Genomic DNA, 20,356 nt, shown 5'->3' with positions numbered 1-20,356 from the left:
GCGTTAACATGATTAACTTTGCAGTCATTGGCACTAACTGGATCACAGAAAAATTTGTCAATGCTACACGCGTTGAAAAACAGTTATCACTACGTGCAGTTTACTCCCGCACTTTACAAAGCGCACAGCTTTTTGGTGATAAATTTTCTGTAACTACTTGTTACGATAGCCTTGCTCTACTTGCACAGGATGTAAATGTAGAAGCTGTTTATATTGCTAGCCCAAATTCATTACACTTTGAGCAATCAATGCAGATGCTTAAAGCAGGTAAACATGTGATTTGTGAAAAACCCCTCGCTTCCAATGCACAACAAGTTGAGTTGCTATTCCAAACGGCGATTGAAAATAACGTGATCCTTTTCGAGGCTTACATGACAGCGCACCTACCTAATTTTAAACAGATTCAAGATAATCTTCATAAATTAGGCCCGTTGCGTAAAGCACATATTCATTATTGCCAATACTCTTCACGCTACCCCGCTTATTTAGCCGGTAACAACCCTAATACCTTTAATCCCAGTTTTTCTAACGGCTCTATCATGGATATTGGTTATTACTGTATCGCCTTTAGTGTCGCACTATTTGGGCGCCCTCTCAGCATTCAAGCAAGCGCATTTCTGCTTGACTCTGGTGTTGACGGTTGTGGCACTGCCATACTGAACTACGGCACATTCAGCATTACTATCGATCATTCCAAAGTCAGCGATTCACAACTCAGTAATGAAATCCAAGGTGAACAAGGGTCATTACACATTGAACATGTCGCGCAATGTGAAAAAGTAACGCTATTTCAGCCACAACAAGATAAAAACGTTGATGTAAGTATTAAAAGAAATGACAACAGCATGGTTTATGAAGCACAGTTTTTTGCTCAGCAAATATTAGATAAAAAAATTGATGATGTAGCAATGCAACGCGCTAAAATAACCTCCGCGGTAATTACTGAAATAAGAGCATTGACCGGAGTGGTATTTCCGGCAGATAGCATTTAAAAAGAGAAACTTACATTATATCATTGCGTAAGATTGCATCTTACTCTAAGTTTAAACATCACATAACTATTAAATTAAAATCACCTGGTATCGCCGTGACTCCAAAATTACACCAAGCAACAATAATGGCCATGATAGTGCTATCTTCACCAATCACATTGGCCGAAGATATTACTGATCAGCAACCTTTAACTGAAATGCGCATTGAGATATACCAAAAACATGCCACTAACTCTGCATGGGAAGAAAAAGAGGTCGCACCTGACTTTTACGACAGCCCCTATCAGGTGTCACTTTTTAGTCCCCAAAATGGCGAGGATTCAGATAGATTATTATCCCAAACCTATTCCATTTTTGGGTTAGGTTTAGGTGTCATTGCCGTGCTTGCTGTGATGCCTGAATCAATCACTAACTGGGAAAAAAACGATTTAGACTTGATAAATAAGTGGACCGATAACGTTAAATCTGGCCCGGTTTGGGACAGAGATGATGCGATTCTAAACTATGTCATGCACCCCTATTTTGGTGGGGTTTATTACCAATCGGCACGAAAATCTGGTTATCGTCAATGGGATGCATTTATCTACTCAACAATGATGTCTACCTTTTTCTGGGAATACGGGGTTGAAGCCTTTGCCGAGGTGCCTTCAATACAAGACCTAGTAGTAACTCCGGTGTTAGGTTGGGCATATGGTGAATGGGCCTATACCACTGAGCGAGATATTTGGCTTAATGGTGGCACGGTTTTAGGCTCTGAGTCCCTAGGTAATACAGCACTGTTTTTCTTAGATCCTGTGGATTCTATCGGCAGAAATTTTAACTACCTCGTGGGTAAAGATATTATTAAAGCTGGGACGGGTTATTTCACCTTTCAAGAAACACCTCTTCCTTATGGTAATGAAAAAGAAAATCAGGTTGGTCTAAAAGTTAGTTACATTTTTGGTGATGATGATAGTCCTGCATTAGCGGGTATCAGTGGTAAACGCGTAGTTAGCTCTCGTTATGAAACACGTACAGAGGATCCTGTTGATACCGGGATTATCGGTTTATCAGTCGGCGCTGCTTGGGTAAATTTAGATGATGAGTGGGCTAAAAAAAGTGCCTTGGGATCTCAGTGGACTTTAGGTCTCTATTTTACACCTCAATTTTCTACCCGTCTCAGCTACACACGTGCGATCGCACATAGCGATGGTGTCGGTGATAATATTGTTTATGAAAATTATGGTGTTGATGGTCAATATTATTTCAACAGTAGCAAAGACTTACGCCCTTTTATTACCGCGGGTTTAGGTGAGATGATCCGTGATGAAGATAATGATCAAACACGCTTTGTTGTTAATGCAGGACTCGGTTTGCATTATAAAATTAATAATAACTGGGCGATTCAGGGAGATTGGCGTAGTTTTTATAGTACTCGCACAAAAACCAATGAAAACCATTTAGCGAGTTCAATTATCTACCGTTTTGGAAAAGGTGAGTGGTCACTTTAATTACTTTTATTTAACAGCTTAGGGTGCAAATAGATGATATGGATAATATTCAATCCACATCATCTATTACCTAACTAATGGCCTAACTAGTGACTTAAATAGTCACTTAGTTAAGGGTTAAGCTATTGCCCTGTGTTGTCATTTTATTTGCTAGACCACTACCAATCGAGATACCGAGTTTTTCAATTACTTTTGTTAATGCAGACTCTTGCAGTGTGTAATCAACAATATCTTCTGCACCGATAATATCGCGCGCGACGAAACCAGGGCTACCTAAGCCATCAATTAACCCTAATTTCAATGCTTGTTCACCATTCCAGATGAGGCCTGAATAGAGCTTTTCATTTTTTTCAGCATCAGCAATTCGATCACCACGTCCCTCTTGTACAACATTAATAAACTGTTGGTGAGTCACGTCTAATACCTGCTGCCAAAACTCAGCTTCAGCCTCTTTCTCAGGTGAAAAGGGGTCTAAGAATGCTTTATGCTCTCCCGAAGTAAAATGACGACGCTTAACCCCAACCTTTTCCATCAGATCAACAAATCCAAAACTTGAAGCGGTTACCCCGATTGAACCGACTAAACTGGCTTTGTCTGCATAAATTTCATCAGCCCCAGCAGCCATATAATACCCGCCTGATGCACCTAACTCAGCAATCACTGCATACAGTTTTTTGTCCGGATATAAGCCACGAAGGCGCTTTATTTCATCATAAACATAACCCGCCTGTACCGGACTACCACCAGGGCTATTAATCACCAGCATCACCGCTTCACTATTTTCATTTTTAAAAGCGGCGCGTAACCCTGTCACAATACTATTAGCATTCGCTTCTTGATCAGCTGCAATCACCCCATTCACACGTACCATTGCTGTATGCGTTTGCTCGGAAGCTGACTCTCCACTCGGTACCGAATTTACAATTAATACCAGCGCTACAAAGAGATAACTGAACGTTAACACTTTAAAAAATATTCCCCAACGACGTGCTTTTTTTTGTTCTGCAAATGTTTCTTTAATTATTCCTTTAACCCACTGATCTTCTGCTTTATTAGTTTCGCTCATTGTCCTATCCTACACTAGAATTTAAGTTGTTAATGATTGTAACAAACTAGAGGAATACACCTTGCACAAATTAATAGTTTTTATCTTTTTATGTTTCACAACCAGTGTACTTTGGGCTAATGGCAATCCAGAAACCGAGACCAGTAATAAAAACCAAGGTTTTTTTGAAAAACCCTTGGTTGAGCGCTATGTATTAGATGAACTCAAATCGTTACGCCATGATTTTCAAGACTTAGAGCGACGCCTGACTATCGATATAACAGAGAGGGAACTCGATGTAGCAGATAAATCACTCGGTTATGCCTCTAATACAGTGACCTATTTTTTCTATATTATCGCAGGAGTTGCCTCCCTTATTGCGATGATTGGTTGGCAATCACTACGTGAAATTCGTGAAAATACTAAAAAGACAGCCAATCAACAACTAAAACAGATCTCTGAGCAATATGAGAAAAAATTCCAAACGTTAGAAACAGATTTACGCCGTAAGACCCGACGTATTGCCGATAACCATATTGAAATTGAAAAAATTAATGAAATTCACAACTTATGGCTGCGTGCACAAAAGGGGCAAACACCCGCACAAAAAATGGAAGCTTACGATGAAATTTTAAAGATTCGTCCTGGTGATTTAGAGGCGCTAACTTCAAAAGCCGATACAGCAATGGAGATGCGTGAGTTTCACTGGGCATTGAGTATTTGTAACCGCGTACTAGAAGTTGATGATAAGAACGAAAATGCGCTTTATCAACGCGCTTGTGCCTATGCATGCTTAGGTGTTGAAGAACAAGCGATTTATGACTTAACACAAGCTATTGATGGTCGCCCTGCACTTAAAGAGCTCGCCGCTGAAGAGGCAGACTTTGAAAACCTTAAGGGTAATGAAAAATTTGAGCTATTGATTTCAGGAGAGCATGGGTAAAACAAGGCTCATAGTGTCGAGTAGCGAGTATCGATGTTTGCTACTCGTAGCTCCCCCCCGTATTTAATCTATGCAACGGGGGGCATATCCCTGTTCATACTAATAACGACCAACTAACGACTGCCTTTGACCTTACTAGCAGCCAAAAGTTGATAGCTAACAACTGTTTTATTCTTATTGTTTAACCAACCACTTCTTCAATTCTACGAGATCACTTTCATAATTTGCACGCATCAGTTCAACCCAATCGTCAATATTATCCCACCAAGCTGGTAAGTCTGGTGATTGCACTTTTTGAGCAAGTTGCTGAATACGTTTTAACCCTACCGAGCCTGCAGCACCTTTAATTTTATGTGCTTCGCTAACAATTCCTTTTTGATCTTTCGCGACCATGTTGGATTCTAATACCTGCATATAATCAGGCATCATTTTCGCAAACAACGCAATATTATCGAGCATAACGGAAGTTGGAAGAAACTCTAATAACTCAATCAGCATCGTTGTATCAAAGAGTGCTTCAACGGATTCAGTTGGCGTACTCTTAATGACAACCCCTTTCACCTCGGTAGGTGAAGACTGCTCAGTGAAGAAGTGTTTAATCATATTATTAAAGGAAGTCACCGTCAGTGGTTTCCCTAACGCATCATCCATTCCTTTATTAATGAAGGACTCTTTATTAGTAAAAACATTTGCTGTTAACGCTACAATAGGAGGCAGCTGTTGGTGACGCTGACGAAGTAACGAGGTTATCTGATAGCCATCCATATCTGGCAATTGAATATCCATCAAAATAAGCTGATATTGATTATTAGCTACTTTTTCTAAGGCCTGCTCGCCATTTTCAGCAACATCTACTTGATGACCTAATTTTGTTAATAAGGCCTTTGCAACCACCACATTTAAAGCAATATCTTCCACCATCAAGATAGAAATCGAAGGTAAGTCGATCGCTTTGGTTATATTGGCACTATTTTCATCAGGCCACTTAATGGGTAAAGAGAGCTTAAATGTGCTGCCTTTATCAAGTTCACTGTCGACGGTTATTCGTCCTTGCATTGCATCAACAATACTTTTGGAAACTGCAAGACCAATCCCTGTGCCCGTAGCATGACGATTGCCCTTTACTTGATAATACATCGCAAAGATTTTTTCTAACTGATCAGCAGGAATACCGATACCGGAATCTTGTATTTCAAAACAGAGCAGTGCTTGCTCATTTTCATCCTGCTCACAAAAACAACGAATACTCACGGTTCCTGACTCGGTAAACTTAACCGCATTGGTCACAAAGTTCCATAATACTTGGCGTAGGCGAGTATTATCTGCCTCAATGTAGGTTGGTAACGTCCCCAGTTGCTCAAACGTTAAAGTTAGCCCTTTTTGCTCTGTCTGGATAAAAGCGAGACTTTCTAGATCACTAATAAAATCAATCATATTGATGTTGTTAGTGACTAAATTTAAACGCCTCCGATCGAGTTTATCAAGGTCAACGATATCATTGAAAATATTACCTAAGGTAATCGCGCTCATATGAATCGTTTTTAAATGCTTAATTTGCTCTGCCGTTAACTGCTCATCAAGCAACATACGACTTAGACCAACAATACCATTAAGTGGTGTACGAAGCTCATGACTAATAGTTGAAATAAATGTCGTTTTATCACGACTCGCTTTCTCTAATGACTCTTGATGTTTTTTACGATCGGTAATATCACGGCCAAAACCGATCACTCCGACACAAATATGTTGTGCATTGTAAAGTGGTAAAGCACGCACTTCAAAAAAAGCACGACGCCCATTGGGATAGTTCAACCAATGCTCATGAATCTGTTCCTGCTCAGTCTCCTGCGCTCTTTGATCACGCGTAACGACTTCTTGTGCATAGCTTTCGGGATAAATATCAAAGGGGGTGAGACCGATCAATTCGACTTCACTCCGCCCAGTCACAAGTTCCATTGCTTTATTGCAACTGACAAAGGCCCCTTTTAGATCTCGATGGAAAAAAAGATCTGATGAGGTATTTAAAAAAGAGCGTAAAAGAATAGTATGCTCCTCTAATAGGCGCTGCCCTTTTTTACGCTCAATGATTTCAAACTCAAGCTCGCGTGTTTTTTGCTGATCTTTAGCGAGCAGCTCTTGTAAACGCTCAACCGTGTTATCTAATCGTTGCCGTGCATCTTCGAGATCGCCCACCACTACGGTTAAGAAATACACCGCCCAAGGTGTTATCAGCATTCCAAGAATAAATGATCGAGAGATATTGGCAATATCCAGCGGATCATTAAAGTATTGTCCAAGTAATATCTGCAATATTGAATCGGCACTAATAATGGCAATCGCCAATAACAGACTAAAACGAAATGCACCTAACCGTTTTAACAGCGATACATAATAATGGACCCAAGTTTTTAAATTAAAAATGCTCACGATAGGCTCAACTAAGTTAGTGAAAAGTAAATTGTATGGGATATTTATTTTAAAGATGATGAATATACACATATTAGTGATTAATTTTTAGTTTCCCAATGAATATTACTCTTTAAAGCTCAATAAGTAAGCGATATCAGTAATCATTGATAATCCTTTTCATTTGGTGGTTTTTAATTGTTACGAAGACGTTTATAATGCTTCGCCTCAATTTACTAATTTTAATATCCTGTTGAAGGGAGTTTTTTCTCATGGCAATGCCAGATATCGCAAATAGCGCACAAGCTCAAACCGAAGGTACACTTGATCGCGTTGGAATGAGCAACATTGAATTACCACTAATGGTACAAACGGATGACTGTGCGCCACAACAAGTTAGCGCTAGCGCTGAACTGTTTGTGAACCTTGGTGATGCACAAGCAAAGGGCATTCACATGTCTCGTTTGTACCTTCAACTTGATCAGTTATCAACTGAGTCAGAGTTAACATTAGAAACGCTTACTACATTGCTCGAAGGGTTTATCGAAAGCCACCATGAGCTGAGCCAACAAGCATTTGTAAAGTTTTCATTTGACTATCACCTACGACGTAAATCACTGATCAGTGAAAAACGTGGTTGGAAAGCTTACCCTGTCGTCATTATTGGTCAACTTATAAACGGTGAGTTTAACTTTGAACTCCAGGTTAACGTGCCTTATTCATCTACCTGCCCTTGTTCAGCAGCACTTGCTCGCCAACTAATTCAAGATACTTTTGCACAGCAATACGCAGAACAAGATAATATTGAAAAAGATGAAATTTTAGCGTGGTTAGGCTCTACACAAGGCATTGTTGCAACACCGCATAGCCAACGAAGTGTTGTTGAAGTAAAAGTTAAGCTTAATGCAGATAACAATAGCTTCCCAGTTATTGAGCTCATTGATCTGATAGAAGATACGCTTAAGACACCTGTTCAAGCAGCAGTAAAACGTGAAGATGAGCAAGAATTTGCACGCCTAAATGGTCAGAACCTCATGTTCTGTGAAGATGCAGCGCGTCAACTTCAGTATGCATTACACCCACAGGTTAAATTTGATGATTTTTGGTTACGTGTTAACCATTATGAAAGCTTACATGCACATGATGCCGTTTCAATTACTACTAAAGGCATTGCAGGCGGGTATCAACCATAACGCTTAGTTGTTTAAAAATGAAAAAGGGAGCTCATTGAGCTCCCTTTTTTATGATTAAAGCTAAACATTAATTGTGTACACTAATTTGGTCGCGCCCAGAGATTTTCGCATCATACAAAGCCGCATCAGCTTCAGCTACTAACATTTTCATGGTATTAAGATCACTCGGGAAAATACTTGATAACCCCATACTGACAGTAATATAACGGCTTACTTCAGAATAAAGATGCTCGACTTGGGTTTGATGAACGGCCTCTTGAAGTTTTTCAACCGCGCGCAATACCTTAGTTGCATTGCCGCCTTTAATAATAACCACAAATTCTTCTCCCCCGTAACGTGCAGCTAAACAGCCCATCTTACTCGCGGTTTCATGTAATGCTAAGGCAATCAACTTCAGTGCCTCATCGCCCATCTGGTGGCCATAGTTATCGTTATAGGGTTTGAAATAATCAATGTCACACATCACCACCGAGAGCATCTCTTGTTCACTACTTGTCTCTTGCCATAAGCGTTCAAAGTGCTCATCAAAAGCACGTCGATTGGCGATATTTGTGAGCGGGTCGTGGAGCATCTTTTGCTCAAAATGAGAAGCATCAGAGTTAAGTTTTTCTTCGGTCAATTTATGCGCGGTAATATCACGAGCCATGATAATAATACCTTTTGAATGACTTTGTTCATCATTAAAAGGAGCCTTATGTACTTCATACCACGTTTTCTTATCACCGCTAAAGATTAAATCTTCAAAAGTAAGGGGCTCTCCAGACTCGAGGACTTCTTGATTTTGACGAGCAGCCCAATCAGCACGATCTGACGATAAAAGATCACGTTGCAAACGGCCAATAATTTCATCTGGTGTTGAATTTAATAGTTTTGCGAATGATTTATTTGCGCTAATAATTCTACCTTCATCATCTAACAAACAGATTGGGTCATAACTCGCATCGAAAACAGTAGACAATAATAGGCTTTGTTTACTTAACTCTTTTTCTGTCTCTTTACGCTGTAAATTTTCATCTTTTAACTGTTTACTGAGGTTATGCAATGCGGTGATGTCATTATCAATGGTCAGAATTGCAAAAATAATTCCTTTATCATTATAAAGTGGTACTTTAGTAATATTCACTAAACTCATATCAATAGATTTTTTCTGACTAACCCACTCTTGAGTATTGTAAGTTTCTCCTTTCCAAACGGCAGATTCCTGCAGCTTCTGTTTTTTAAGCATTTCAATCGGTAACATATCAGCAGCACTCCGTCCCGTTGCATGACTCACGGTCGTATGATTTGCCTCTGCCCATGCAGTATTACAGCCAATAATGCTTCCTTTCGGGGATTTGAAAGCAATTTGCTCAGGAATAGAATCCAAAACTTTACGTAACAACTCTCGCTCTTCGATCAATTTTTGTTCTGCACTAAGCAATGCAGTGACATCTTTAAGATGGCATAACCAAGCAGTTTTACGCTGGTAATGGATACGCTTAGCTGAAATTTCAATATCATGAAATGTATTATTTACTAGTAGGCGCATTAGGCCATTATCAATAACAGTTTGATGACTTGCTTTGTTAATAAAGCGAGATAATAGCAATTGATTTTCTGCTTCTTCAAAGATGAATTTTTTATTCTTCTTTTTAAACGGAAATAATGACTTCACTTCATCATTAAGATAAAAAAGTGTGTTGCCATCAAGTGCAAAAATAGCCAGTGGATAGGGAGAAGAGTCTAAGACATCTTTAAATTGACGATCTTTTTTACGTTTTGAACGACTAAAAATAATAAACAACAGTAGCACAGCAAAAACAATAGCAATATTACGTGCCATATCTACAGAAGTTCCCCACCAAGGTTCATTTAACGCAAGAAAAAACGGGGCGACATCATTAGTTAACGAAAACTGGTTTCCCCATTGAAGCCATTCGAGCAGAACTTGTTGTTCAGCAGGTAGGTAAACAAAAAGCGAGTTGGTGTCACCCTCTATAGAAGTGCTTTTCAAAAACTGGGTTAACAAAGTATCCATCAAGCTGCTTTTTTCTGGACCAATGTTAAACATAACTATTGCTTCAATTTTATTATTAAAAAGATCTAACAATAATTCCAATAACCCAGGGTATTGCTGATAATTTATATTGTTATTACCTACAATAAGTTGTTGTGCTTCAGGTAATAACCCGCCAACAATAATACTCTTTTTTCTCTCAATTAAAGCTTGGGACATTTTTTCAGCCAGAGGCGAAAAATAATAAAAATCAGCGCTGACATTTATCAAGCCCAGTTTATTGATTGTATTATCGGTAATGAGAGGAGGCGTTAAACCGCTATAAACAGCAGGGCTATTTTCTGACAATAGATGATGTAAATCCTGCTCAGAATAAAGGTCAAACTCTACAGCAATACCCGTTTTTGATGACCAGCTCTGCCAATATTGTCCATACAGTCCCAGTGCTTCATTATTTGAATTAATACCAGAATAAGGGAGGTTTTGCTCTAAATAAACATTAATTTTCTGTGGTTTAGTCGATTCTTTTAACACTGCAAAAGAGGAAGCAGAGCAGCATAGGAGTAGGATAAGGTATAAAAACCGTTTAAACATTATAAAGAATCCAAAATAGATCAGAGCCATTAACTTTAGCCCACTGTGTAAGGAAAGGTAATTTTATAATAGGCGTTACTTGCTAGCCTTCACATTTTCCTGATTAATTAATACCAATTTAACCAAATAGTTGGCAGGTGTTACTTATTTAGTTTTCTTAAACATATTCTATTGTTATCAGAAAATGAACCAAAGAGAAAAAATAAGTAATCGATATTAACTTCGGCATAAAAAAGGTCACTATAAAGTGACCGTCTCAATAATATTAGTCGTTATCGGCATCGCAAACTAAAAAGTAAACACCACATCAAACGAAAAATCTAAATCATCATCAATATGCGCAACGAATGAAAATGCTTCCGAAAGTTGCACACCAGCATCGAATGTAACTTCCCACTCGTTGAGCTCATAACCTTGCATCGCATAGGTATACGTAGGTGTTACGCCAACCCAAAACATATGGTCAATACTATAACGCGTTGTTGCATCTAGCTTAACGTAGGTTGTCGTTTTTATATCTTCTCCCCAAATCATACCAACATCTAATTTAGGGTAAACATTTAACTGATTACCCATTAATGGGATTTTAGTAAAAATTCCGACTGAAGTATCGTTATGATCGTCAATTTTCCAATTATCACGACTCCAGGTACTTTCAAGCGCAAAACCTGTCTCCGTATTCGCATTAATGACCATGTAATCTACATTATAGTATTCAAGGTCATTCATCGCTTCAACGGTAAATTTATGCTTATACAGCCCGTTTAAGTATCCACCATAGGTTGCAGATAGATTCACACCATCATTACCTGCAGCAATAGAAACACTTGAGTATACCGCTCGTGGATCACTCAAGTCAGGCCAATCTTCTGTACTTTGTTGTACATTAGCGAGCAAAGGTGCACTGCACAGAGAGAGTGCTGTTATTGCTATTTTTTTAATTGTCATTTTTATTTCTATTTCCATATGTACAAGTTGAACAAACGCTTACCACGTTTAATGACAGTATACTTTCCAAACAATGCATCTGATTTTTGCAGTACCATTTCACTGTCTGACGCTTTTTCACCATTAATACTTACAGCACCATTTTTGATAAACTCTCGCGCCATTTTATTTGATTTAGCTAATTCACAGCTAGTAAGCAATTCCACTAAGCTTTTTTCAGATTCAACAACTTCCGTCGTTGGTAGACCGTCCTGTGCAAGTTGCGCAAGATCAGACTCGCTAAGTGCACTTAAATCACCAGAAAATAGCGCTTCTGTAATACGCTCTGAAGAAGCAAGTCCCTCTTCACCATGTACGATACGTGTCACTTCTCTTGCTAGGATCGCTTGACCTTCTGGACGCCCTTTAATCTCTTTATCTTTAGCTTCAATCGCTTCAATCTCTTCCACGGATAGAAAAGTAAAGTAACGTAGGAACTTGTAAACATCTGCATCTAACGTAGTGATCCAGAACTGGTAGAATGCATAAGGTGATGTTTTAGTTGCATCTAACCAGATTGTACCCGATTCTGTTTTGCCAAATTTAGTGCCATCTGCTTTGGTTACCAAGGGTAGTGTTAAACCAAATACTTTCTCTTGATTCATACGGCGTGTTAGGTCAATACCACCAGTGATATTACCCCACTGGTCAGAACCACCAATTTGTAAAGAACAACCATTCATCTTATTAAGCGCTGCATAATCGTATGATTGTAATAACATGTAGCTAAATTCTGTGAAAGAGATACCAGCACCTTCACGGTCGATACGTTGTTTTACAGACTCTTTTTGAATCATCGCATTCACGCTGAAATGTTTACCTACATCACGTAAAAATGAGATTGCATCCATTTTACTAATCCAATCAAGGTTATTAACCACCTCAGCTGAATTTTCTTTATCGCCAAATTCAATAAATGCACTTACCTGAGTTCTGATTTTATTCACCCAGTTTTCAACGACGTCGTCAGTATTTAATTTACGTTCAGCCGCTTTAAAGCTTGGGTCACCAATCAAACCAGTAGCACCACCTACTAAAGCAAGCGGCTTATGACCTGCATCTTGAAAACGTTTAAGAGTTAGTAGCGGTACTAAGCTGCCGATGTGTAAACTGTCGGCTGTTGGATCAAAACCACAATAAAGTGTTTGGCAACCACTTGATAAATGTTCGTGTAACTCTTCATCAGCCGTTGTTTGTGCAACAAGTCCGCGCGCTTTTAAATCTTCAAGTAAAGCATTCATAGTTGTGGTCCCTAATTCATTTAACTGTGTTATATATGTTGATGGATTTTACACAGTTAATAGAAACAAAAAAACCATTGAGTGAAGAAGTTAGTCTGATTGTGCTAACATTAGGCTTTTATGATGATATTACAGAGAGTTAAACGATGAAAATAGGTATTATTGGCGCAATGGATGAAGAAGTAAGCATCCTGAAAGCAAAATTGGACAATATTCAAACAACCATTATTGCAGGCTGTGAGTTCTACCAAGGCCAACTTAATGGCAAAGAAGTTATTTTAACGAAGTCAGGTATTGGTAAAGTAGCGGCATCTGTTGCCACAACACTTTTACTCGAACGTTTTCAACCTGATACAATCATCAATACAGGTTCTGCTGGCGGTTATGATAGTAAGTTGAATGTCGGAGATATTGTTATTTCTACAGAAGTGCGCTTTCACGATGTTGATTTAACTGCTTTTGGTTATGAAATTGGTCAGATGGCACAACTGCCTGCTGCATTTATCGCCGATAAGAAGCTAATTGACGTTGCACAAGATGCAGCACAGACAATTGAAGGTCTTAATATCATCCAAGGTTTAATTTGTACTGGTGATATCTTTATGGCCGACCCACAAAAAGCAGAGATTGCACGCAATAACTTCCCTACAATGGCTGCTTGTGAAATGGAAGCCGCTGCAATTGCACAGGTTTGCCATCAGTTTGACGTGCCTTTTGTGATTATTCGTTCACTGTCTGATATTGCCGGTAAAAAGTCAGAACTCTCATTTGAGCAATATCTTCCCATTGCTGCTAAAAATGCCTCTATACTCGTTGAAGCAATCCTTAACAGACTGAGTTAAATGGATCTATTCCTTAATTTTATAGAGCAGTACAGCCACTATTTTTCAGTAATAGTCGTTGCCCTGCTCTCATTTTTTGTATCACTGCCTAAAGATCTTAATCCGCTTTCTGCTATTGAGCTTATTTTTAAGCGCATTGCAGTGAAGATTAATTTAAAGGAGCGCAACGCCAGCTATAAACGTTTAGCGAGCCTGCTCTCCATTTCCTTAATCTACTTTCCAATACTCCTGATCATTATTCAGCTTTATAACATTGTTATTTATCCCACTTTTCTCGATATTTTACTCTTATTTGTACTGCTTTCTTGGCACGATAAAAAAACGGTCTATTTACAAATAAGTAATGCACTGCAGCACAATAATCTAGCGCAGGCAAAATTTAAACTTGCCTCCGTTGCCGAGCGAGAAACAAAGCCACTCTCTTTAGTTGGGGTTAATAAAGCGACCATCGAGTCTATGGTGCTGCAACTCAGCGCATCATGGTTTACAGTATTATTTTGGTATATGTTAACAGGGATTTATGGGGCACTTTTTTATCGAATAGTGCAAGTTTGTGCACAACAATGGAATGCTAAAAAGCCAGAATTTACGACCCTTGCTAGTATTCCTAGCTTTATCTATTCAGCCATGCTGCTTCCTGCCCATTTACTTGTCAGCTTAACCTTTTCTCTTTATGACAGACCGCTGCGAAACCTACCTACAGAGTTAAAGCAGAGTTTACACTGGCATCATTTTTCATCGGGTTTAATGCTCTCTAGTTTTGCATTGGGTATGCAGTTTCAAGTCGGAGGAGTACGTTTATATAAGGACCATAAAGTAACCTATGCCACACTCGGCAGTCATGATGCACCGGGAGTTGATAAAATAGCACTCTCATTACAACGAATCAGCTTAAGTGCTTGGTTTTGGTTGTTTTGTTTCTCAGCTTATACCTTCTTCCCATTGCTGCTTGCATTTATGTCTCGTTAAGCAATATATTCGTATCGATAACAAATAATAGCTCACAAAAATTTCACACCTTTACTTTACTGTTTATAAAAACAGTATTAAACTGTATTTATAAACAGTCGTTTTAAGGTGTAAAAACTATGCTTAACCAATTAACCGTACAACATTTTGCTATCGTTCAATTTTTAGAATTAGACTTCAACACAGGTATGACGACCATTACCGGTGAAACGGGCGCAGGTAAGTCAATTGCGATTGATGCACTGGGTTTATGCTTGGGGTCTCGTGCTGATGCCAACATGGTCAGAGTAGGAACCGACAAAGCTGAAATAAGTGCACGCTTTACCTTGTCTGATACGCCTCATGCCAAGCAATGGTTACTCACTAATGATCTTGAAAATGAAGATGATAGCAGTGAATGTTTATTACGCCGAACGGTTAATAAAGATGGTCGCTCACGCGCTTATATCAATGGCACGCCCGTCCCCGTTTCACAATTAAAAAGTTTAGGCCAATTACTGGTTAACATTCATGGACAACATGCCCACCAAAGCTTACTAAAAAGTGATATTCAGCTTTCTATTATTGATGAGTATGCCGCACATGATCAACTACTACAAAAAGTAAAAGATACCTATCAAGGTTGGCATTTCTTAAATAAACAACTTAAACAACAACAAGCTAATCAACAAGAAAAACAAGCCCGTAAACAATTATTAGAATATCAGATTCAAGAACTCGATGAGTTTGCATTAGGTGAAGATGAATTTGAACAGGTTGAAACAGAACATAAACGATTAGCCAACAGCGGTGCATTATTAGAAAGTTGTCAAATTAGCCTAAATCAACTCAGTGATGGCGAAGAGTTTGATGCTTTAACGCTTTTACGGAGCAGTGTGAGCGCACTTGAAGCACAGGTTGAAAATGATAAAAATCTAGAAAATATTGTTGCTACGTTGCAGGAAGCTGTGATTCAAATTGAAGATGCAAGTTATGAACTACGCCATTTCAGTGAAAACCTAGAGCTTGACCCTGAACAGTTCCAGCAATTAGAAACACGCATGAGTGACGCATTGTCCCTTGCGCGTAAACATCAAGTACAGCCTGAGTTTTTATTTACGCATCATCAGAAGTTAAGTAAAGAGTTCAAACAGCTTAATAGTGGTGAACAGCAAATTGAACAGTTAACAGCAGATCTTGAAATAGCAGAACAAAATTACTACCAGCATGCAAAAAAATTAAGCCTCAGCCGTAGCCGATATGCTAAAGAGTTAAGCAAAAAAATAACGGTTAGCATTCAAAAACTAAATATGGAAGATGGTGTGTTTCATATTGAATTGCTCGAAAGCGCAAATAAATCACTAAGCCCATTAGGCCTAGATAATATTGAATTCCAAGTTAAAACAAATGCTGGGCAGACATTACAAAACTTAGCTAAAGTTGCATCGGGCGGTGAATTATCTCGAATTGGCTTGGCAATGCAGGTAATTATCAGTCAACGTGTTGCCACCCCTACGCTTATTTTTGATGAGGTCGATGTAGGTATCAGTGGTGCAACAGCTTCTGTTGTTGGTAAACTGCTACGTAGCTTAGGCGAAAACACACAAATATTCTGTGTTACTCACCTTCCTCAGGTTGCAGGAAATGGACATCAGCAGATGTTCGTGACCAAACAAAGCGACGGTAAAATTACTAATACAACGATGATTAGCTTAAATGAGCAAGATAGGCTTAATGAATTAGCACGGTTGCTCGGAGGCGATAATATTACTACACATACTCTCGCAAACGCGCAGGAACTTCTCGTCGCCGGTTAATAGTTAGCTAGCATCAACTCAGTTGCTATGAGTAAGTTGTAAGCGGGTTTAAATCTTGACTTCCCCCTTAGGCTTACTCATTTATCATCCCCTCATTAAAACACTCTCCCCTCCCCACTGTGTCATTGCTTTTATTACAAATTAACTTCTTTATAAACTATCAGCAAAAAACATAACGCCCCAAAAATAATTTATTCGGTAAAAATATTGATACTTTGATAGGCATTGATCCGTTATTATTTAAATTATCTAAAATAATATATCAATACAATTATTAGCGTGATCAGCAATTACATAAGAGAAATAATTTCGGACAAAACATGAATTACAGCTTAACTGTGTTAAACCTTTTATAATAAGTAGAAAATAGTTAGTGATATGAATAAAATAGCTGCTTATCAAAGCACTAACGAATAACATCATTACTCTCATTAAATGAACAGGTTGAAATCATTATCATGAAATATCGCTTTTATTATCTGTTACTACCTCTCCTCTTTAGCGGTTGTGCACAACTACCAAAGACTGAAGTGCAACAAAATAGCTCATGGGCTACTCAGCAAGCGCAACTTGAACAATTAACTGATTGGTCATTCTCCGGGAAATTAGCCATTATCACACCCGAAGAACGTAATAGTGTCAATATACACTGGCAGCAAACGGCACAACAGTTTCATATTCGACTCACTACATTTTTAGGTATGAGTGTGTTAGAGATCCAAAAAAACGCCCTACAAACGGTTGTTATAGATGCTGATGGTAAGCACTATGTCTCAGACAATAGCGAACAGTTGATTAAAGATTTATCAGGCATGGAACTACCTATCAATCAGTTACAGCAATGGATAAAAGGTAACCCAAGTGATGCAAGTTACCAATTAAATGAAAATCACCAAGTAAGCCACTTACTTGGAAATGATCAAACAGGTGGGATTTGGGTAATTGACTATAGTGATTATCGCTCTCTGAATAATACGAACCTGCCCCACAGACTACAACTTACACGCGACAATTTACGCCTAAAATTTGCTATTTCAAAGTGGGAAATAACAGCTCCTACACAAACAAATTAGAAGATACGATTACGATATGGTTAAACTTGATACTATCCGCTGGCCTGCACCGGCAAAACTTAATCTGTTTTTATATGTTAATGGACAACGTGAAGACGGCTACCATGAATTACAAACATTATTTCAATTTATAGACTTGTGTGATTATTTAACTATTACAACAAATTTATCCGGTAAAATTACACTTACACCAGAGATAAAAGATCTACCCGTCACAGACAACCTAATCTACAAAGCAGCCACGATGCTACAGAAAGTAAGTGGTCAAAATTTAGGTGCAAATATACATATTGAAAAAAATTTACCGATGGGTGGTGGTTTAGGAGGCGGTTCTTCCGATGCTGCGACCACATTAATAGCATTAAATTATCACTGGAACCTCAACTTAACAAGGTTGCAACTTTCAGATATCGGTCTCTCATTAGGTGCTGATTTACCTATTTTTATTGCCGGTGAAGCATCACTTGCGGAAGGTGTTGGAGAACAATTAACAATGGTCTCCCCCCCTGAGCATCACTACATCGTTGCTGTGCCAGCGTGTCATATTTCAACGCCAACAGTATTCAAGGATAAACAGTTAATCCGAGACACAAAAAAGAGATCAATATCACAGTTAATGAGTCAAATTTGGCTAAATGACTGCGAACCCTGCGTAAAAAATAACTACCCGAAGGTTGCCAAGGTTATCGACTGGTTGGTAGAATACGCCCCGACTCGATTGACTGGTACTGGCGCATGTGTTTTTAGCACTTTTGCAACAGCCCAAGAAGCACAAGTTGTTTTAGATAAAAGTCCCCAATGGTTAACTGCTTTTGCCTGTAAAGGCTTAAACAAGTCACCCGTAAATGCGCTTTTATCGACCCTAAAATAAATTAGTGTGGTTGATTAAACCCCACCACCCATGTTATTGAGCATATCGCTTTTTAATATCAACTATCAGGATGACAGAGGTCCTCACAGTGCCAAATATGAAACTATTTGCAGGTAACGCGACACCAGAATTAGCACAAAAAATTGCTGATCGTCTTTTCATTAAACTAGGAAGCGCAGAAGTTGGACGCTTTAGTGATGGAGAGATTCACGTACAGATTAACGAAAATGTACGTGGCGATGATATTTTCATCGTACAATCAACTTGTGCACCAACCAATGATAATTTAATGGAATTGATCGTAATGATCGATGCAATGCGTCGCGCTTCTGCTGGCCGTATTACTGCCGTTATTCCTTACTTTGGTTATGCTCGCCAAGATCGTCGTGTACGTTCTAGCCGTGTGCCAATTACAGCAAAAGTTGTTGCAGACTTCTTATCAAATGTAGGTGTTGACCGTGTTTTAACGGTAGACCTTCATGCAGAGCAAATTCAAGGTTTCTTTGATGTGCCTGTTGATAACGTATTTGGTAGCTCAGTTCTACTTGAAGATATGTTAGAGAAAAAATTAGATAACCCAATGATTGTTTCACCTGATATCGGTGGTGTAGTACGTGCTCGTGCTCACGCTAAGTTATTAGATGACGCAGACCTTGCGATTATCGACAAACGTCGCCCTAAAGCCAATGTCGCACAAGTAATGCACCTAATTGGTGATGTTGAAGGCCGTCATTGTATTATCGTAGATGATATGATCGATACTGGCGGTACATTATGTCAAGCAGCAGCAGCGTTAAAAGATCGCGGTGCACTTTCTGTTTATGCATACGCAACACACGCTGTATTTTCAGGTAAAGCGATTGAAAACATCAAAAACTCTGTCATTGATGAATTCATTGTAACTGATTCTATCCCGCTTTCTGATGAAGTGCTTGCAACAGGTAAAGTTAAGCAGTTGACATTAAGTGGCATGCTAGCTGAAGCAATTCGTCGCGTAAGCAACGAAGAGTCTATTTCTGCAATGTTTCACTACTAGTTTGGAGGATTTAGCTTGATTTAATAATTAAAAAATCAAACTAAACCAATAAACTAAAAAAACGCCTCCTAAAGGCGTTTTTTTTTGCTTTTCAATTGTACAAACATCCCGGGTGCGTTATTATGGCGCGCCTTTTTTGTACTCACCATTTGGTGTTTATTGAAAGGTGGTTTTATCTGGTCGCAAGATAAAATCTATTTAAATTTGAGAAACGAATAATCGATTTCTCTTTATTGGAGTTACACCATGTCTATTAAATTAGTTGCACAAACACGTACTGACCTTGGGAAAGGTGCGAGCCGCCGCCTTCGTCACGCAGACCTAGTACCAGCAATCGTATACGGTGCAGGCAAAGAGCCAGTATCACTTACTTTTGAACAAAAAGAATTACGTAAAGTTGAAGTTGTTGAAGCGTTTTACTCTTCAATTCTTGATCTTGAAATCGATGGTGTATCTGAGCAAGTATTGCTTAAAGCTATCCAACGTCACGCGTTTAAAGACCAAATCCAACATTTAGATCTTCTACGTGTTGATGCTTCACAAAAACTACACACAATGGTGCCTCTACATTTCTTAAATGAAGAGACAGCTGAAGCAGTTAAAGCAGGTGGTGCAGTTTCTCACATCACTAACGAAGTTGAAGTATCTTGTCTTCCAGGTGCATTACCAGAATTCATCGAAGTTGATTTAGCAACTGTTGAACTTGGTGCTACAGTTCATCTTTCTGATCTAGTATTCCCAGCAGGTGTTGAATCTGTAGAGCTTTCTAAAGGCACTGCACATGATCTTCCTGTTGCAACTATTGCTATCTCTAAGAAAGCAGTAGCTGAAGAAGCAGCAGAAGCAGAAGAAGCAGCAGCTGAGTAATCGTGTCAACAACGA

The 20,356-nt window shown here is 38.9% G+C and carries 16 protein-coding genes; 11 read left to right on the top strand and 5 right to left on the bottom strand.

Annotated elements, in window-relative coordinates:
• The first annotated feature begins 8 nt into the window (after window positions 1-8).
• Both QQK09_RS11380 and QQK09_RS11375 read left to right on the top strand, forming a co-directional pair.
• Complete coding sequence (locus QQK09_RS11380) at window positions 9-992, top strand: Gfo/Idh/MocA family protein (protein WP_284204264.1); 984 nt, start codon at window positions 9-11, stop codon at window positions 990-992.
• A gap of 125 nt (window positions 993-1,117) precedes the next feature.
• The gene (locus QQK09_RS11375) at window positions 1,118-2,482 is read left to right on the top strand and encodes a DUF3943 domain-containing protein (RefSeq protein WP_284204263.1); all 1,365 of its coding nucleotides are present in this window, start codon (window positions 1,118-1,120) and stop codon (window positions 2,480-2,482) included.
• A 106-nt stretch (window positions 2,483-2,588) separates the two neighbouring features.
• Here QQK09_RS11375 and QQK09_RS11370 read toward each other — a convergent pair whose 3' ends face one another.
• On the bottom strand, window positions 2,589-3,548 hold the full coding sequence (locus QQK09_RS11370; protein ID WP_284204262.1) for a S49 family peptidase: 960 nt from the start codon (window positions 3,546-3,548) through the stop codon (window positions 2,589-2,591).
• A 61-nt stretch (window positions 3,549-3,609) separates the two neighbouring features.
• On the opposite strand from QQK09_RS11370, the gene QQK09_RS11365 reads away from it, so the two are divergent.
• Window positions 3,610-4,470: a tetratricopeptide repeat protein gene (locus QQK09_RS11365; protein ID WP_284204261.1), complete on the top strand. Its 861-nt coding sequence runs from the start codon at window positions 3,610-3,612 to the stop codon at window positions 4,468-4,470.
• A 174-nt stretch (window positions 4,471-4,644) separates the two neighbouring features.
• Here QQK09_RS11365 and arcB read toward each other — a convergent pair whose 3' ends face one another.
• Complete coding sequence (arcB, locus tag QQK09_RS11360; protein ID WP_284204260.1) at window positions 4,645-6,897, bottom strand: aerobic respiration two-component sensor histidine kinase ArcB; 2,253 nt, start codon at window positions 6,895-6,897, stop codon at window positions 4,645-4,647.
• Window positions 6,898-7,148: 251 nt separating this feature from the next.
• Between arcB and folE2 the strand changes: the two genes are divergently transcribed.
• Entirely contained in the window at window positions 7,149-8,069 is a 921-nt protein-coding gene (gene folE2, locus QQK09_RS11355) for a GTP cyclohydrolase FolE2 (protein ID WP_284204259.1), read from the top strand.
• Window positions 8,070-8,136: 67 nt separating this feature from the next.
• Here the strand turns inward: folE2 and QQK09_RS11350 are convergent, their stop codons facing one another.
• From QQK09_RS11350 to tyrS, 3 genes are all read right to left on the bottom strand, one after another.
• Window positions 8,137-10,659, bottom strand: coding sequence for a sensor domain-containing diguanylate cyclase (locus QQK09_RS11350; RefSeq protein WP_284204258.1), 2,523 nt, complete (start codon window positions 10,657-10,659; stop codon window positions 8,137-8,139).
• Window positions 10,660-10,947: 288 nt separating this feature from the next.
• A complete protein-coding gene (locus tag QQK09_RS11345) occupies window positions 10,948-11,607 on the bottom strand; it encodes a hypothetical protein (protein WP_284204257.1) in 660 nt (219 codons plus the stop codon).
• An 8-nt stretch (window positions 11,608-11,615) separates the two neighbouring features.
• Window positions 11,616-12,887 carry a tyrosine--tRNA ligase gene (gene tyrS / locus QQK09_RS11340; protein ID WP_284204256.1) on the bottom strand — a complete coding sequence of 424 codons (1,272 nt, stop codon included), beginning with the start codon at window positions 12,885-12,887 and terminating at the stop codon, window positions 11,616-11,618.
• Between the two features lie 146 nt (window positions 12,888-13,033).
• Between tyrS and mtnN the strand changes: the two genes are divergently transcribed.
• The 7 genes from mtnN (at window position 13,034) to QQK09_RS11305 (ending at window position 20,341) form a co-directional block, all read left to right on the top strand.
• Window positions 13,034-13,729: a 5'-methylthioadenosine/S-adenosylhomocysteine nucleosidase gene (gene mtnN, locus QQK09_RS11335; protein ID WP_284204255.1), complete on the top strand. Its 696-nt coding sequence runs from the start codon at window positions 13,034-13,036 to the stop codon at window positions 13,727-13,729.
• Window positions 13,730-14,698: a cobalamin biosynthesis protein gene (locus QQK09_RS11330; protein WP_284204254.1), complete on the top strand. Its 969-nt coding sequence runs from the start codon at window positions 13,730-13,732 to the stop codon at window positions 14,696-14,698.
• Between the two features lie 119 nt (window positions 14,699-14,817).
• Window positions 14,818-16,494, top strand: coding sequence for a DNA repair protein RecN (gene recN, locus QQK09_RS11325; RefSeq protein ID WP_284204253.1), 1,677 nt, complete (start codon window positions 14,818-14,820; stop codon window positions 16,492-16,494).
• A 458-nt stretch (window positions 16,495-16,952) separates the two neighbouring features.
• The gene (lolB, locus tag QQK09_RS11320; RefSeq protein ID WP_284204252.1) at window positions 16,953-17,567 is read left to right on the top strand and encodes a lipoprotein insertase outer membrane protein LolB; all 615 of its coding nucleotides are present in this window, start codon (window positions 16,953-16,955) and stop codon (window positions 17,565-17,567) included.
• A gap of 16 nt (window positions 17,568-17,583) precedes the next feature.
• Entirely contained in the window at window positions 17,584-18,438 is an 855-nt protein-coding gene (ispE, locus tag QQK09_RS11315) for a 4-(cytidine 5'-diphospho)-2-C-methyl-D-erythritol kinase (RefSeq protein ID WP_284204251.1), read from the top strand.
• 88 nt (window positions 18,439-18,526) lie between these two features.
• The gene (locus tag QQK09_RS11310; protein WP_284204250.1) at window positions 18,527-19,474 is read left to right on the top strand and encodes a ribose-phosphate pyrophosphokinase; all 948 of its coding nucleotides are present in this window, start codon (window positions 18,527-18,529) and stop codon (window positions 19,472-19,474) included.
• Between the two features lie 246 nt (window positions 19,475-19,720).
• On the top strand, window positions 19,721-20,341 hold the full coding sequence (locus QQK09_RS11305; protein WP_284204249.1) for a 50S ribosomal protein L25/general stress protein Ctc: 621 nt from the start codon (window positions 19,721-19,723) through the stop codon (window positions 20,339-20,341).
• Window positions 20,342-20,356: the final 15 nt, after the last annotated feature.

Source organism: Psychromonas marina, from assembly GCF_030161115.1.
GTDB classification, from domain to species: domain Bacteria; phylum Pseudomonadota; class Gammaproteobacteria; order Enterobacterales; family Psychromonadaceae; genus Psychromonas; species Psychromonas marina.
The sequence above is the reverse complement of the archived record's forward strand: the minus strand, read 5'-3'. Positions and strand labels throughout refer to the sequence as shown.